This window comes from Pseudoalteromonas sp. XMcav1-K (assembly GCF_044005875.1).
Taxonomy (GTDB): Bacteria; Pseudomonadota; Gammaproteobacteria; order Enterobacterales; family Alteromonadaceae; genus Pseudoalteromonas; species Pseudoalteromonas spongiae.
In genome coordinates, this window is sequence record NZ_JBIPJE010000038.1 from 38,351 (window position 1) to 54,546 (window position 16,196).

Sequence of the window (16,196 nt, forward strand, 5' to 3'; positions counted from 1 at the left end):
TACAAAACATGATTGAATTTACACAAATAGATAAGCACGCGTTGGCGAGCTGGTTAGCAAGCAGTGAAATGGCACCTTATGCGATGCCATTATCCCAGCTTGAAGGGTATTTATTTGCGCTTATAGCGGCGCCAGCTCCGATCATTGAAGATATTTGGGTAAGTGAAGCGCTTGGTAGTAAAAGCGAGCAATTAGCCGACGATAAACTGTTTGCGTTAATGGCCTTTCACAATGATGTTAGCGATCATGTTTTTGAAAAAGGCTATGCGCTTTCTTCTCGCATTAGCATGATGCAACCGAGCGCTGCTAATTTATCAAAAGACAGTGAGCTTCATTTATGGGCGCTAGGTTTTACTCAAGGCATTAAGCATTACATAGAGCCAATTGTATCGGCGAATAATCTCAATGGGGAACTAAGCGAAGCACTGGCTATGACGTTAGGTTATTTATGCTTTTTTGCAGATCTAAATAACGACGCTTCATTGTGTGATGATGTTATCAGCTTGCTTGAAGCATTTGCTGAGGGGTATGCAGAGCTTATCGAAGCATGTGTACTGGATGCAGGGCTCATTGAAGAGGATGATTTAGATGATCTCGAATGAGATCATCTAGGGTCTGTTGACCTTTGCTGTTCTATTTTTGTTCTTTTTGAGCGTGCTTTTATCGCGGCGCTCGATGTGTGGCCTAGTAATCTAAGCAAATATCGAGCAACAATGAGAAAAGTGCGCTCAAAAGAACCATTCGGCAGCGCTTGATTGGCTTTTCTACTGTGTTATCGGCTGACTCACATAGAATAACTATGCCACGCAGCCTCTGCCTTGTATAAAACCCAATCAAACTGCTGTAAAAACGAACTTGAAAGGTCAACAGACCCTAGATACTCACAACTAAAGTTTGCTTTTCTTAGCTTGAGTTAACTAATCTATCTCAAGAGTGAGCCGAGTGCAGCCAGATCCACAACTTACAATAAACTCACCGTCTTTGTCGTTAAGTGCTACGCTAAGGGGCTTGTTACACGTATTGCAATTAACTGTACCGCCTTTTAAGAGCTTTTTTAAAACGGCTTTTTGATCATTAAAGTTTTTTGCAAACTTTTTATTAAGCTGTGAAAAATCCATAATTAACGTTTAGATTCTTCCGCAATAATTTTACAAATTTGTCTTAAGTCATCCCCGTAAAAATAAGAATTAAGCTCTTTTTGTACACAGTAACGGGTGTTAAACGATGACATTTTTTGGTTAGTGGCAAGTTGCTTAGTTAAATAGTCCTCAGCAGTTTGCGATAAACGAAGTTTTTCCTTGGCACGCTCTAATGAACGAGCAGCTTCTTGATCTGTTTTTACTTTGCTCGAATCGCTCAGTACGCCCATAACTTTGTCATAAAGCTCTTGTCGCGGCTTAGCAATGCTTGGGTGATCAACACTGGCTAAGATAAGAATGACCAATACAAATAAGAAGTAATTTTTCATAAACTTTTCTTTTTTTTGATTTAGCACTAATTTGCTGTGCATTTAGTTTAATAAAATGCATCGCACTAGCAAAGACAATTGTTATAATTAAGCAACTTATCTACAAGTTTGCAAACCTAGGGGCGCCATGGACAAGCAAATTAAAGTAAAAAATATCCCAACCGAAGTAAAGGTACATAAGCCTGACGCGGAAAAATTTGACCGTTTTAACCCGCGCAACCGCATTTATGTTCGTGCTGTAAAAGGCTTACACCAAAAGTTACGTAAGTACCTTGGTTTTATTGCCATGCTTAGTTTTATGTTACTGCCATGGGTGAGCTTCAACGGTCATCAGGCGGTTCTTTTCGATATTTTCAATCAAAAATTCAATATCTTTGGCATGACATTATGGCCGCAAGATTTAACCATTCTTGCCTGGATTTTTATGATTGGTGCGTTTGCTCTGTTTTTAGTAACGACTTTTTATGGTCGAGTTTGGTGTGGCTATATGTGCCCGCAAACTGTGTGGACGTTTATCTTTATTTGGTTTGAAGAAAAAATCGAAGGCAGCGCGAATCAGCGTAAAAAACTCGATCAGCGTAAAATGGACTTTGATAAGTTTTGGCGAAAATCAGCGAAACATTTAAGTTGGGTTGGTTTCTCACTTTTTACCTCGTTAACCTTTGTTGGTTATTTCACGCCTATTCGTGAACTCATGGTGGATTTTTTCACCTTTGAAGCAACGGCATATGCCGTTGGTGGCGTATTGTTTTTTACGTTTTGTACCTATGGCAATGCAGGCTGGATGCGCGAAATCATGTGTTTACATATGTGTCCTTATTCGCGTTTTCAATCAGCGATGTTCGACCAAGATACCTTCACTGTTAGCTATGACGAAAAGCGCGGTGAAAACCGTGGTCCGCGCGGCAGAAAACAAGATCCAAAAGAGCTTGGTTTAGGCGATTGTATTGATTGTAAAATGTGTGTGCATGTCTGCCCGACAGGCATTGATATCCGTAATGGATTACAGTACGAATGCATTAACTGTGGTGCATGTATCGATGCGTGTGACGAAGTGATGGATAAAATGAATTATGACAAAGGGCTTATTTCATACACCACAGAGCGTAACTTAACATCTGATAAAAAAACTCACGCGTTTCGTCCGAAAATTATTGGCTACTTGGTCGTAATGCTTGTTATTTGCGGTATTTTTGTTGCGGATGTGATGACTCGTATTCCTATGGACCTTGATATTATTCGCGACCGAAATCAGCTTTACCGCGTAACTAATGAAGGTTTAGTTGAAAACACATACACCTTAAAAATTCTCAATAAATCACAGCAAGATCACGAATACACCATCGCAGTTGAGGGGCTAAATAATTTTAATATTATTGGTAAAACACAAGTGCATATTCGTTCCGGTGAGTCGTATAGCCTGCCGTTGTCAATTGCAATTGATCCGTATGATTTGAAATCGCCAATTACCGAATTTCATTTTGTATTGCAGCGTACAGATCAAACGCAGACGCAACTTGCACAGCCAAGTAAGTTCTTTAAAGGACGTTAAATGTCGACTTTTGATTTTAGTGATTTAACGCCTGAACGTATTTTAGACGCGGTTGAAAGCATTGGCGTTTACCCTATATCGGGGCTTTTACCGCTCAACAGCTATGAAAACCGCGTTTATCAGTTTGTGGCTGAAGATAACAAACGTTATGTAGTGAAGTTTTATCGCCCAGAGCGTTGGAGTTCTTTGCAAATACAAGAAGAGCATGATTTTAGTTATGAACTGGTTGACGGTGAAGTGCCAGTTGTCGCGCCAATAAAACGCGACAATACCAGTTTATTTGAATACCAAGGCTACCGTTTTGCGCTGTTTCCGAGTGTAGGTGGTAGAACGTTTGAAGCAGATAATTACGATCACCTGGAAGTTTTAGGTCGTTTTATCGGTCGTTTACATAATGTGGCTAAAACTAAACAGTTTGCAGTTAGGCCAACAATAAGTTGCCAAGAGTTTTTGCACGACGCTAAACGTTCTCTAATAGATAGTAATTTAATATCGCCAAGCTTAGAAACACCGTTTATGACTGTTTTGCAACAGGTTATCACGTTAACTGAAGAGAAATATTCGCCAATTAACGAGATCCGCTTGCATGGTGATTGCCATATTGGCAATATTCTGTGGACAGGCAATGAACTGACTTTCGTTGATTTAGATGACGCACGTCAGGGGCCGGCAGTTCAAGACTTATGGATGATGTTAAGCGGTGATGAAAGTGAACAACGCATGCAAATGGATACGTTGTTGTGTGCATATGACGAATTCTCATCACTGGATTTGCAAGAACTGAAGCTGATCGAACCTTTGCGCGCCTTACGTATGATTAATTATATGGGCTGGCTTGCAAAACGTTGGAGTGATTTAGCATTTCAACGGAACTTTTCGTGGTTTGCATCAGACAAATACTGGGAACAACAAATATTAAGTTTAAAGGAGCAATTGGCTGCGTTGCACGAAGCACCGTTAAAGCTTTTGCCATAAGAGAACCCTATGACTAAGAAGTTATTTTTAATTGTTGCATTAATTTTTCCGTTAGCACTATTTGCTAAGGAGTTTACGTTTGAAGAGGGGAAACACTTTTCACGTATTAAAACTGAAAAATCTGAAAAACCACAAGTAACCGAGTTTTTCTCATACTACTGCCCGCATTGCTACAATTTTGAAATGATCGCCCAGCGATTAAATAAAGAACTACCAGCAGATACTTTTGTTAAAAGTCATGTAAACTTTTTAAACGGCATTGACCCAAAAACTCAATCGTTGCTTTCTGTTGGTTACTTAGTTGCAAAACAAGCTGGTAAAGCGAGTGAAGCGAGCGATGCTATCTTCTCATTTATTCATCGCAATCGCGGTAGCTTCGCAACAATCGGTGATGTGCGTCGCTTATTTGTATTAAACGATATTGTGACAGAAGAAAAATTTGACCAGCTAGCTGGCAGCATGGCAATTGCTGCGCAAGAACAGTACATGGTTGAACAGCAAAAGCGTTTTTCAGACCTACGTGCGTTGACTGGCGTACCAACATTTATTGTTAACGATATTTACCGTATCGAATTAACCAGTATTAAATCATACGATGAGCTAAAAGCGCTCGTTGACTATCTATTAGAAAAATAACGGAGTAATAATGAAAGCATTTTTTAAAGCTGCTCTTTTAGCTTTAGCACTGCCTGTTGTGGCAATTGCCAACCAGTTTGAAGAAGGCGTGCACTACGAAGTGATCTCAGATCGCGCAACTAAAAAGCCAGAAGTCACCGAGTTTTTCTCATTCTACTGCCCTGCATGTAACAACATGGAAAACGTGATTTACGACATTAAACCTTTACTAAAAGACGGCGTGGCATTTAAAAAAGCGCACGTTAACTTTATGGGCGGTCGTTCAAAAGAAAATCAAGAAATGTTGTCACAAGCGTTAGCGACAGCTGAAGCGCTGCCACAAAAAGACCAAGTGATAGCAGGTATTTTTAACCATATTCACGGTGAGCGTAAAAGCTTTAATGAAGTTGCAGACGTAAAAGATGTATTTGTAGCTAAAGGTGTTGAGGCTGCAATATTCGATAAATATTACAAGAGCTTCGGCGTACGCACTAAAGCGAAGAAAATGAGCAAAGAACAAGAGTTCTTTAAGAGCAAAGGTGCATTGGGTTCAGTACCAACCTTTATTGTTAATGGTAAGTACAAAGTTAACTTTGGCCGTAAGTCAGGCATTTCAAGTGCTGAAGATATGGCGAATCTTATCAATTACCTTGCTCAAAAATAATTTAAGCAATTAGTAAAAAAGCGCTGTTTAGGCGCTTTTTTTGTGTTTAAATTTTGCATTATCTCAGGGATGGTTGCATAAACCATAATTTTCACTCAGTAATTTAAGCTTAAATAAGAGTACGAGTAAGCACTGTTTTAAGTTGCGGTTGAGATTAATTCGCTCAATTTGCTGACGTCGCGCAACTGGTAAATTAATTTATTTATGCTTGACTTAAATTACACATTTAAATGGTTTTTATCATGGAATTAAAAGAACAAACCGTATACATATTTGATAGTAGTGAAGAACAACGGGCTACTACACAAAAGTGTATAGAATATCTATGGGCTGGCAGAATTTTCACTACGGGCAATCTCGCTAGTTTACAAAGTGAAGTTGTACAGGGCACCAGTGACGACACATTAGTTATCGCAGTAAGCGCGTTTACTGATGTTGATATGTCGAGCTGGTTGCTTGGCACAGGTTTTAAAGGTCGTTTAGTCCTACTGCTAAATGATGAAGATGCGGTGCCATTATTCTTACCTTGTGAACTCGTCGCACAAATTAATAAACCGGTAAAATTAAGTGATTTTAACCAAGTATTTAGTCAGCGTTCGGTGACTGAGAAAATTATCGATAAAGACAAATTAGCTTCACTTCTCTCACGACGAGATTGTATTAATCTCGATTTTCAGCCGGAATTTCGCAGCCAAAATGAAAAACTATCAGGGTTTGAATGTCTTGTGCGTTTTCAAGAAAATGGTATTCAGTTGAGTACGCGCGAAGTAATGAACGCTATCGAAAATCATCAGATGATCGCGACCTTTAGCGAAGTATTCTTTAAGCGCATTGCCGAAGTATTGCCTGCATTTAGCAGCGTACGCCTTTCGATTAACTTATCGCTTATCGATCTTGAACAGTATGACTTACTTAAAGTGATGAGCCAGCATCTAGATATCGCGGGAATTAATCCTGAACAAATCGTTTTTGAGTTCCCGTTGGACGCATTCTATAGCTCAAATGCTAAGGTCATTGAATTATTAACTGGGCTTAAAGAACTGGGTTTTAGTTTAGCGATTGATGGCGATGATGATGTGCTTAGTAATATTGAAAAGTTACCATTAGTGATTGATGAAGTAAAAGTACCGGTTGCGCAACTTCAGCATTTAGATAAACAGCAAATGGATAAGGTATCGCAAGCCTATCACTACCATTCAATTAATTACATATTTGCGCGCATTGAAAATTACCAGCAGCAGAAGCTCGTGCAAAACAATTTCTCATGTAGTTTTATGCAAGGATATTATTTAGCGCCACCGATCCCTGTAAACCAAGTTTTTGAGATGTTAAAAAATAATCGTATTTAATTTGCTCATTTTTAATTTTATTTTTTATGCATAACACTTATCACGATTGACTAATATTTTTCTAAATTCGTCAAAAGTGAAAATATATTTCAATAAACTTTGTTTTTTTGTATTTAAATTCCTTTTAAATCGCTTTTTATACCGATTATTTGGATTTTTTATGCTTGTTTTGTTCTTTTGCTAATGGTTAAATTGCCTTAGTTAATGATGGAAACTAAATAAAAATGTCAAAAAACACGATTAGCCTACTTCTAAACAACCTCTTACTGCGTAATTGCAGAAGCGGGGCTTAGTGTATTTGACTGAAAAGTTTGCAAAAACCCCGCTAAATGCGGGGTTTTTTTATATTAGGGCAAAGGTGCAGGTATGAGCGATAAAATTTGGATATTTGATACGACGTTACGCGATGGTGAGCAAGCATTAAAAGCAAGCCTTACAGAGGACGATAAGCTTCAGCTGGCTCATGCAATCAGCCGACTAAACGTTGATGTTATGGAAGTTGGGTTTCCGGTTTCTAGTCCAGCTGATTTTAGAGCAGTAGAACGCATCGCCCGTGAAGTTAAAGGACCATCAATTTGTGGTTTAGCGCGTGCCGTTGAAAAAGACATTGAAGCATGTGGTTTAGCATTAAAACCAGCTGAAAAAAGTCGTATTCATACCTTTATCGCAACCAGTCCATTACATCTTGAACATAAATTACGCATGAGCCTTGATGACGCAACAGCAATGGCGGTGCGTTCGATTAAGCAAGCGCGAAACTACACTGATGACGTAGAGTTTTCTTGTGAAGATGCAGGGCGTACGCCGCATAGCGATTTATGCCGCATTGTTGAAGCTGCGATTAATGCAGGAGCGTCAACTATTAACTTGCCTGATACCGTAGGTTATGTAACGCCAGATGAATATGCCGCAATGATCACACATTTAATGAATAACGTGCCTAATATCGATAAAGCACGTTTAAGTGTGCATTGTCACAATGACTTAGGTTTAGCAGTTGCTAACTCAATTGCCGCAGTGCAAGCGGGCGCACGTCAAATTGAGTGTACGGTTAATGGTATAGGTGAACGCGCGGGTAACTGCTCACTTGAAGAAGTGTCGATGATCTTAAAAATGCGTGAAGATCACCTTAAATTACATACCGATATTGTCAGCGAAGAAATTTATCGCGCATCACGACAAGTCAGTCAAATTTGCAATATGCCAGTGCAACCAAATAAAGCCATTGTTGGCGAAAATGCGTTTGCTCACAGTTCGGGCATTCACCAAGACGGAGTATTAAAGGCACAAAACACTTACGAAATTATGGCGCCAGAAACAGTCGGTGTGCCAAACAACCAATTAAATATGACTTCGCGTTCAGGTCGTCATGTTATTCAGCATCGTTTAAGCGAATTAGGGTATCAAGCTGAAGATTACGATATGGATGCGTTGTACAAAAGCTTCTTAGCGTTAGCCGATCAGAAAGGCACGGTTTATGACTATGACCTTGAAGCCATGATTTATTTTAATAATCAATCGGATGAAAGCGATTTCTATCAATTGTCATTTGTTCATTCAACATCAAATTCTCAGTCAATTGCTAGCAGCAGTATTGGCATGACCATAGGTGGTAAAGAAGTAACTGAAGCTGCTACGGGTAACGGTCCGGTTGAAGCATCATTCAAAGCTATTAAACGTATGACTAATATGGATGTTGAAATAATTGAATATAATTTAGACGCAACAGGGCAAGGCGAGGGGTCGCTTGGTCAGGTTGATATTATTGCTAAGTTTGACGGTCGTCAGTATCACGGCGCAGGTTTAGCAGCAGATATAGTAGAAGCGTCAGTACGCGCTTTGGTTCGAGTTCACAATTTAATTTATCGGGCGCAGCAAGTGTCTGATCTAAAACTACAAAGGAAAGCAGTATGAGCAGCCAGTCAAATTACGACATCGCAGTATTAGCCGGTGACGGCATTGGACCAGAGGTGATGACCGCCGCAATCGACGTATTAAATGCGGTTAGTGAAAAGTTTAATTTTTCATTGAGCTTAAATCATCACGCTATTGGTGGTGCAGCGATTGATCAATTTGGCAAGGCATTGCCAGATACTACGCTAGCTGCGTGCGAACAAGCTGATGCTATTTTGTTCGGTTCAGTTGGCGGTCCGAAATGGGAAGGCTTACCACCATCAGAGCAGCCTGAGCGTGCGTCATTATTGCCGCTTCGTAAACATTTTGGCTTGTTCTGCAACTTGCGCCCAGCACAATTATTACCTGCATTGAGTGCTGCATCTCCACTGCGTGCAGATATTAGCTCAAAAGGCTTTGATATTTTATGTGTACGTGAACTTACCGGTGGCATTTATTTTGGTGATAAAGGCCGTAGTGGCGAAGGTGCTGATGAATACGCATTCGATACACAAAGGTATTCACGTAAAGAAATTGAACGCATTGCGCGCTTTGCGTTTGAAGCCGCTAAGTTACGTGCAAACAAAGTTACTTCGGTAGATAAAGCAAATGTGCTGGCATCGAGCGTACTGTGGCGTGAAGTGGTAACCGAAGTAAGCAAAGATTATCCAGACGTGGCGCTTGATTATATTTATATCGATAACGCAACGATGCAACTTGTAAAAGAACCAAGTCAGTTTGATGTATTGCTATGCGATAACTTGTTTGGCGATATTTTATCGGATGAATGCGCAATGATCACAGGATCGATGGGGTTATTGCCATCGGCAAGCTTAAATCAAACTGGTTTTGGCTTGTATGAACCTGCTGGTGGCTCAGCACCAGATATTGCTGGCAAAGGCATTGCTAACCCAATCGCACAAATTCTAAGTGCGGCGTTAATGCTGCGTTACTCACTTAAGCAAGATGAAGCCGCACGCACGATTGAAAAGGCAGTGGCAGAAGCTGTTGCAGCCGGAGTGGGAACTCCAGATATTTTCCCTACCGCGGGTTACACCACGTTAGACGTTGCAAAAGAAATTATTGCGCGTATTTAATTTTAAATTTTAGGCCTGAATTTAACAGGCCTCCGTCACCGATAATAGCAAGGGGAATGACGTGGCTCAGACCTTATACGATAAAATCTGGCAGGCTCACAAAGTTACTGCCATTAATGAAGAAAGTGATTTACTTTATATTGATCGACACTTAGTACATGAAGTTACATCACCACAGGCATTTGCAGGCCTGCGTGAAGCAAACCGTAAAGTCCGTTGTCCTGAAAAGACGTTTGCAACAATGGACCATAACGTATCGACAAAAAGTCGCTCATTAGATGCTGCAAGCGAAGTTTCAAAAAACCAATTAATTGCACTAAAGCAAAACTGTGAAGAGTTTGGCATTGTACTTTACGATCTTAATTCAATTAACCAAGGTATTGTGCATGTAATGGGGCCTGAACAAGGTATCACTTTACCGGGTACAACCATTGTATGTGGCGATAGCCATACTTCGACTCACGGTGCGTTTGGGGCGTTAGCGCATGGTATTGGTACTTCAGAAGTAGAGCATGTATTAGCAACACAAACATTACAGCAGAAAAAAGCCAAGAGTTTAAAAATCCAAATTGATGGCAAAATTAACCTTGGTGTAACCGCAAAAGACATAATTTTAGCGGTCATTGGTAAATTAGGTACCGCAGGTGGTACAGGTTATGTTGCAGAGTTTTGCGGTGAAGCAATCAGTGCGCTTTCAATGGAAGCGCGCATGACACTATGTAATATGAGCATTGAAATGGGTGCTAAAGCAGGCTTAATTGCACCTGATCAAGCAACTTACGACTACTTAGAAGGGCGTCCGTTTGCACCAAAAGGCGATGATTGGCAGCAAGCAGTTGCGTATTGGCAAACCCTAAAGAGCGATGATGATGCCGTGTTTGATCACACCGTTGTATTGAATGCTGCGGATATTCAGCCACAGGTTACTTGGGGTACAAGTCCAGAGCAAGTGATTGGCATTGACCAATTAATCCCAGATCCAGATGCACAAAGTGACTTGATTAAAGCTGATGCAATTCGTCGTGCGCTGGCTTATATGGACTTAAAGCCGGGCCAAAAGATTTCAGATCTCTCGGTCGACACGGTATTTATTGGCAGTTGCACAAATAGTCGTATTGAAGATTTACGTGCGGCAGCCTCGCTCGTTAAAGGTAAGCAAGTCGCGGTCGGCGTTGAAGCGTTAGTGGTACCAGGCTCAGGCTTAGTTAAAAAACAAGCAGAAGACGAAGGCCTTGCTGATATTTTCAAGCAAGCAGGCTTTGAATGGCGAGAGCCTGGATGTTCAATGTGCTTAGCTATGAATGATGATCGCTTAGGTGCTGGCAAACGCTGTGCGTCGACATCTAACCGTAATTTTGAAGGTCGCCAAGGCCGAGGTGGTCGCACGCACTTAGTAAGCCCAGCAATGGCAGCAGCTGCAGCTATTCATGGTCGATTTGTTGATATTCGAGGAGGTATCTAATGAGTGTTTTTCACAGCGGTTTAATGGCACCACTTGATAAAAATAATGTCGATACAGACCAAATTATTCCGAAGCAGTTCTTAACATCAACAAGTCGTGATGGCTTTGATAAGGCGCTTTTTTACGATTGGCGTTATTTAGATAATGGCGATGCGAACCCTGAGTTCATTTTAAATGAAGCGCGATATCAAGGCGCTAGCGTGTTGTTAACACGCGATAATTTTGGTTGTGGTTCATCGCGTGAGCACGCGCCATGGGCATTAAAGCAGTATGGTTTTACGGTAATCTTAGCTCAGAGCTTTGCCGATATCTTTTTTAATAATTGTGCGAATAATCAAATACTTGCTATCGCATTTCCGAGCGAAACACTTGATCACCTATTTCACGTAACAGAGCAGATTTCCCAAGTAAATGTTGAAATTGATTTGCAAAATCAAGTTATTAAAAGCGAACACTTTGATGATATTAAGTTTGATATTCGTCCCGATATTAAACAGCGCTTGTTATCAGGGTTAGATTTTATTGGTGTAACAGAAACACTAAACGATAAGATTGATGCCTTTGAACAACAACTTACAAGCCAAAGAGCTTGGCAATAACTGCCAGATGAAATTAGAATGAAAAAGGCTGTGTTTACAGCCTTTTTTTATACAGGAAAATAATTATGTTTGGCGAAACGAACTTACAACTACTGATAAAAAATATGCGACCGCTGTTACAGCCGCAAAGCTATGTATTTGTATCTGTATCAAATGTTGAAGCGTTTGATATGGATAAGGTATTTGCGCGCATCAACGAGCCTGAAGGAGTGACGTTAGTTCTCACCAAACAACAAGCCGTGGAATGGCAGTTAGAATATGCTTCAGAATTTTCGTTAATCACACTGCAAATTCACTCAAGCCTTGATGCGGTAGGCTTAACGGCGGCATTTTCAAGTGCGTTAGCAAAGCATGGGATTAGCGCAAATGTGATCGCGGGCTTTTATCACGACCATATTTTAGTTGCCAAGCAAGATGCAAACAAAGCTATCGATGTGCTTGAAACGTTAGCGCAGCAAGCAGGTTAATTATGGATTCGTTATTCCATTGGATTGATTTATTTGGCGTTGCCGTTTTTGCGATTTCTGGTGCACTTGTCGCTTATAAAAAGAAACTAGATGGCTTTGGTGTAGTGGTTTTAGCATCCGCGACTGCAATAGGCGGCGGTACAACGCGCGATGTGATTTTAGATGTGCCGGTTTTTTGGTTAAAAGATCCCACATATTTGATTTCGATTTTTATCGCTAGCGCCATCACCATTGTATGGCTCAATCGTCAACGCGGCTTTCCACAAGTGTTGCTTGAAATAGCTGATGCATTAGGGTTGGCATTTTTTGTAGTTATGGGGGTGCAAAAAGCGTTAAGTTTAGGCATGCCAGACCTAACCGCAATTGTAATGGGCACAATTACCGGCTGTTTTGGTGGCATGATCCGTGACGTACTTGCGCGTACCACACCTATGGTTTTAAAAAGTGAGCTGTATGCAACTACCTGTATTTTTGGTGGTATTTTGTATACTCAAAGTTTGAACTTAGGCGTATCAACAAATATTGCCATGTTGGTGGGAATGCTAGGTACATTAAGCTTACGTATGGGCGCAATAAAGTGGGGCTGGAGCCTACACGTGTTTAAATACAATAAAGAAAAGTAAGCAGCTGAGCGTTAAATATACGCTACACTAAAAGAAAGAAATAAATTAAGGACAATGGAATGTCTTTTGCCTGTGTTTATTCTCGCGCACAAGTCGCGATGGATGCCCCGCTTGTTACCATTGAAATACATATCACCAGTGGCCTACCTAAATTTACCATAGTCGGTTTGCCTGAGGCATCAGTTAAAGAAGCTAAAGATCGTGTGCGCAGCGCAATCATCAACAGCCAATTTAAATTTCCGCAGGAACGCATTACTGTAAATTTAGCGCCTGCCGATTTACCGAAGGAAGGTGGCCGTTTCGATTTAGCCATAGCAGTTGGTATTTTGTTGGCTTCTAATCAATTGGGCCAGCTCGATTTGCGACAACTTGAATTTTTTGGCGAACTGTCTTTAAGTGGGGAAATTCGTCCGGTGTTGGGGCTGCTATCGTCGTTAATCGCAAACGTTAATAGTGGCAAAACGGTTTATATTTCAGCGTTCAACGCCAGTGAAGCGGCGTTGGTAACAAACTGCAATACCAAGCATGCCAGTAGTTTAAATCAGGTTTGCCAAGACTTAACGGGCCAGCAAGCGATTGAATTTACTTTAAATAGCCCACAAGCTGAAGCGTTAACTTCGCGCTACACAATTGATATGGCAGAAGTAAAAGGTCAAGCTCAGGCCAAGCGCGCACTTGAAATAGCTGCAGCGGGAAAACACAATGTAATGTTTCTTGGTCCGCCTGGTACTGGAAAATCCATGTTGGCAGCACGAATGGCGACCATTATGCCGCCACTTACTGAATCTGAAGCGCTTGAAACTGCAACTGTCTATTCAATTATCGGTAAAACTATCAACAACAGTGAGTGGCAGGTAAGGCCGTTTCGTGCACCGCATCATACTTGCTCTGCGGTTGCTTTGGTTGGTGGTTCTTCTAATCCCAAGCCAGGTGAAATCAGCCTTGCCCATAATGGCGTGCTATTTTTAGATGAGCTTACTGAGTTTGAACGCAAAGTATTAGACAGTTTGCGTGAACCATTAGAAACACGAAAAGTCACTATATCGCGCGCAGCAAGGCAGTCAGAGTTCCCAGCTAATTTTCAGCTAATTTGTGCGTTAAACCCCAGCCCTACAGGGTGTCATCGTGATAATCGCGCATCGCCAGAACAAATTCTTAAATACTTAAGTCGTGTCTCAGGGCCATTTCTTGATCGAATCGATTTGCAAGTAGAACTTCCTAAACTAAAAACCCACGAATTACAGTCAACACAGCAAGGCGAAAGCTCTGAGATTATTCGTAATCGGGTTGTTGCCGCGCAACAGCGACAATACCAACGTCAGGGCAAGTTAAATGCATTACTTAGCAATAGCGAACTTGATCAAGTCGTTACTCTCGATAATGAAAGCTTAGCGTTTATGGCACTTGTTACTGATAAGCTCGATTTATCGCCGCGGTCGTATCATCGTGTGCTAAAAGTAGCGCGCACCATTGCTGATTTAGCCGCTGAAAAAACGGTTGCGCTGACACATATTAAAGAGGCGATTAGTTACCGTGCCTTCGAGCGACTATTAAATACGCTCACACGTGTATAAATACTGCAGCTTAGGCGTTTCCTCAGTTGCACCACTATTAACCAGCTGTTAACATGAAGTTTGGTGCAATTGACAGGAGTTGAAATGAAAAAGTTAGCGAGTGTAATAGCCGGTATTTTATTGGTGGGTCAAAGCTTTTCAGCAAGCGCAAATGCTGATCGCGCGATGGATCTCTATCTCAATCAAGACTACGCGCAAGCCTTTAAACTTTTTCAAAAAACAGCTCACCTCGGTCATGGTAAAAGCCAATTTAATTTGGGTGTTCAATACTTACGCGGACAGGGCGTACCGCAAGACCCCGTTTTAGCATACGCATACTTAGCCGTAGCCATTGAAAATGGCTTTCTAACAGCAAGGCAAGCATTAAAAACAGTTGAACGCCGCTTAACCCCAGCGCAAACCAAAGCTGCAAAAGCCAAAGCAGATGAATTAATTGGTTTTTATGGTAAAGCTGGTAGCAAGAATATTCGTTATGCATTGCCATTTGGCCGTGCGTATAACCCGCCACCTAAACGCACTGAAAATCCAGAAGCTAAGTACCCAGGTAGTTTATTTAAAGAGGGTATTCCAGGTATGGCGCGATATCTATTTGATATCGACCGCAATGGTATTGTGCGAGATATGCAGTTGTTACAAAGCTATCCTACTGATGAATTTGCACAGAGTGTACGTGAAAAACTTGAAAATTCACGTTACCAAATCTTAAAAGTGGGCGGTACATTACGAAAGTTTAGCCAAGCGCAGTTTAGCGGCATGTTTAAACGTACAGATATTCCAGAAGAAACGCGTAAAAAGCTAGCGAGCAAACACAAACAATTACTTGCTAAAGCAAAGCGTGGCAACAGCAAAGCACAAGCAGAATTAGCTGATATGTTAGAGTTAATGAGCGACGACAACATGTTGAAGGTGGCTTATTTACCAGACGACACGGTTTCAAGTTCACAAGGTGAGGCGAATTTACTCGCGAGCAATGCCGATAACTTTTCTAATAACACTCAGCTCGAGGAAGATTTTTATAACTTTGCATATTTAGTATGGTTAGATAAGCAAGGTAATACGCTTCGCTTTGAGGCAACTGGTGATTATAAAGCACCGAAAGAACTCGATGAACTGGCAGTTAAAACTATGAATAACTGGCACGTCTTGGTAAGCGGCGATGAACAAGCTGAATATGGTCCATTTTTAGCTGAGTTTTTCTATAACAATGAAACGCGAAATAATACCTACTCAAATTACCTTAATCGCCAAAATGTAAAACTGAAAAAGATTATTGCCAAACCGCGTGAAGAAATGCCGAGCTACTGGCGTTTAAAAGCAGCGCAAGGCGGTGATTTTGCGTCACTTATGTTGTTAGGCTCGGGTTGTAATTTGCGTATTTTAGGTACTGCAGCGGACCTTGGTCATACACCAGCACAAACCTTGGCTGCAAAATGTGTTTTACAAAAAACGAACGCAAACAAAGAGCAGCTTAATCAAGCAAAAGAGTGGCTAACCGCCGCTTCTGAGCAGGGTGATTATATTGCAATGCGTGAACTTGCTGGTGTTTATGCGCGCGACTCACATAATCAAGGTGAGCTAAATTACGCGATTGAATTAACCAAAAAAGTGGTTGATGAGAAAGATGACCCATGGGCATATGAATACATGGCAGCGGCCTATGCAAAATTAGGTCAATTTGAAGAAGCCATTGATATGCAAGAAAAAGCAGTTAAAGAGGCGTGGGATAAAGATTACTTTGTTGATGCAGCGAAAGCGCGATTAGCAGCTTACGAAAATTCAAAACTTGGCACTTGGTAAAAAGCTAACATTAATCAATTAAAAAAGGCCGCAAAAGCGGCCTTTTTTATGTTTATTCGCT

The 16,196-nt window shown here is 41.1% G+C and carries 15 protein-coding genes; 14 read left to right on the top strand and 1 reads right to left on the bottom strand.

All coding sequences use genetic code 11. From position 1 onward, the window contains the following. Positions 1 to 8: 8 nt before the first annotated feature. The gene (locus ACHSBP_RS07930) at positions 9 to 602 is read left to right on the top strand and encodes a UPF0149 family protein (RefSeq protein WP_010561240.1); all 594 of its coding nucleotides are present in this window, start codon (positions 9 to 11) and stop codon (positions 600 to 602) included. Between the two features lie 518 nt (positions 603 to 1,120). Here ACHSBP_RS07930 and ACHSBP_RS07935 read toward each other — a convergent pair. Continuing rightward, positions 1,121 to 1,468 (bottom strand): hypothetical protein, encoded by a 348-nt coding sequence (locus tag ACHSBP_RS07935; RefSeq protein ID WP_040641533.1) that lies wholly within the window; start codon positions 1,466 to 1,468, stop codon positions 1,121 to 1,123. 127 nt (positions 1,469 to 1,595) lie between these two features. Between ACHSBP_RS07935 and ccoG the strand changes: the two genes are divergently transcribed. The 13 genes from ccoG to ACHSBP_RS08000 all read left to right on the top strand — a co-directional run bounded on the left by ccoG (position 1,596) and on the right by ACHSBP_RS08000 (position 16,135). Then, positions 1,596 to 3,020 (top strand): cytochrome c oxidase accessory protein CcoG, encoded by a 1,425-nt coding sequence (gene ccoG, locus ACHSBP_RS07940; protein WP_010561237.1) that lies wholly within the window; start codon positions 1,596 to 1,598, stop codon positions 3,018 to 3,020. Continuing rightward, positions 3,021 to 3,995: a serine/threonine protein kinase gene (locus ACHSBP_RS07945; RefSeq protein ID WP_010561236.1), complete on the top strand. Its 975-nt coding sequence runs from the start codon at positions 3,021 to 3,023 to the stop codon at positions 3,993 to 3,995. 9 nt (positions 3,996 to 4,004) lie between these two features. Continuing rightward, the gene (locus tag ACHSBP_RS07950) at positions 4,005 to 4,631 is read left to right on the top strand and encodes a thiol:disulfide interchange protein DsbA/DsbL (RefSeq protein WP_010561235.1); all 627 of its coding nucleotides are present in this window, start codon (positions 4,005 to 4,007) and stop codon (positions 4,629 to 4,631) included. A gap of 10 nt (positions 4,632 to 4,641) precedes the next feature. After that, positions 4,642 to 5,274, top strand: a complete 633-nt coding sequence (locus ACHSBP_RS07955; protein ID WP_010561234.1) for a thiol:disulfide interchange protein DsbA/DsbL — start codon at positions 4,642 to 4,644, stop codon at positions 5,272 to 5,274. Positions 5,275 to 5,516: 242 nt separating this feature from the next. Next, positions 5,517 to 6,623, top strand: a complete 1,107-nt coding sequence (locus ACHSBP_RS07960) for an EAL domain-containing protein (protein WP_010561233.1) — start codon at positions 5,517 to 5,519, stop codon at positions 6,621 to 6,623. Positions 6,624 to 6,989: 366 nt separating this feature from the next. Beyond that, a complete protein-coding gene (leuA, locus tag ACHSBP_RS07965; protein ID WP_010561232.1) occupies positions 6,990 to 8,537 on the top strand; it encodes a 2-isopropylmalate synthase in 1,548 nt (515 codons plus the stop codon). Then, complete coding sequence (leuB, locus tag ACHSBP_RS07970; protein ID WP_105171115.1) at positions 8,534 to 9,613, top strand: 3-isopropylmalate dehydrogenase; 1,080 nt, start codon at positions 8,534 to 8,536, stop codon at positions 9,611 to 9,613. The genes leuA and leuB overlap by 4 nt, the downstream gene beginning before the upstream one ends. Positions 9,614 to 9,674: 61 nt before the next feature. Next, entirely contained in the window at positions 9,675 to 11,075 is a 1,401-nt protein-coding gene (leuC, locus tag ACHSBP_RS07975) for a 3-isopropylmalate dehydratase large subunit (protein ID WP_010561230.1), read from the top strand. Further along, on the top strand, positions 11,075 to 11,674 hold the full coding sequence (gene leuD / locus ACHSBP_RS07980; protein ID WP_010561229.1) for a 3-isopropylmalate dehydratase small subunit: 600 nt from the start codon (positions 11,075 to 11,077) through the stop codon (positions 11,672 to 11,674). The genes leuC and leuD overlap by 1 nt, the downstream gene beginning before the upstream one ends. Before the next feature lie 65 nt (positions 11,675 to 11,739). Beyond that, positions 11,740 to 12,141, top strand: coding sequence for an ACT domain-containing protein (locus ACHSBP_RS07985; RefSeq protein WP_010561228.1), 402 nt, complete (start codon positions 11,740 to 11,742; stop codon positions 12,139 to 12,141). Between the two features lie 2 nt (positions 12,142 to 12,143). Next, a complete protein-coding gene (locus ACHSBP_RS07990; RefSeq protein ID WP_010561227.1) occupies positions 12,144 to 12,764 on the top strand; it encodes a trimeric intracellular cation channel family protein in 621 nt (206 codons plus the stop codon). Between the two features lie 59 nt (positions 12,765 to 12,823). Beyond that, the gene (locus ACHSBP_RS07995; protein ID WP_010561226.1) at positions 12,824 to 14,338 is read left to right on the top strand and encodes a YifB family Mg chelatase-like AAA ATPase; all 1,515 of its coding nucleotides are present in this window, start codon (positions 12,824 to 12,826) and stop codon (positions 14,336 to 14,338) included. A gap of 84 nt (positions 14,339 to 14,422) precedes the next feature. After that, complete coding sequence (locus ACHSBP_RS08000) at positions 14,423 to 16,135, top strand: TonB family protein (protein WP_010561225.1); 1,713 nt, start codon at positions 14,423 to 14,425, stop codon at positions 16,133 to 16,135. Positions 16,136 to 16,196 lie beyond the last annotated feature (61 nt).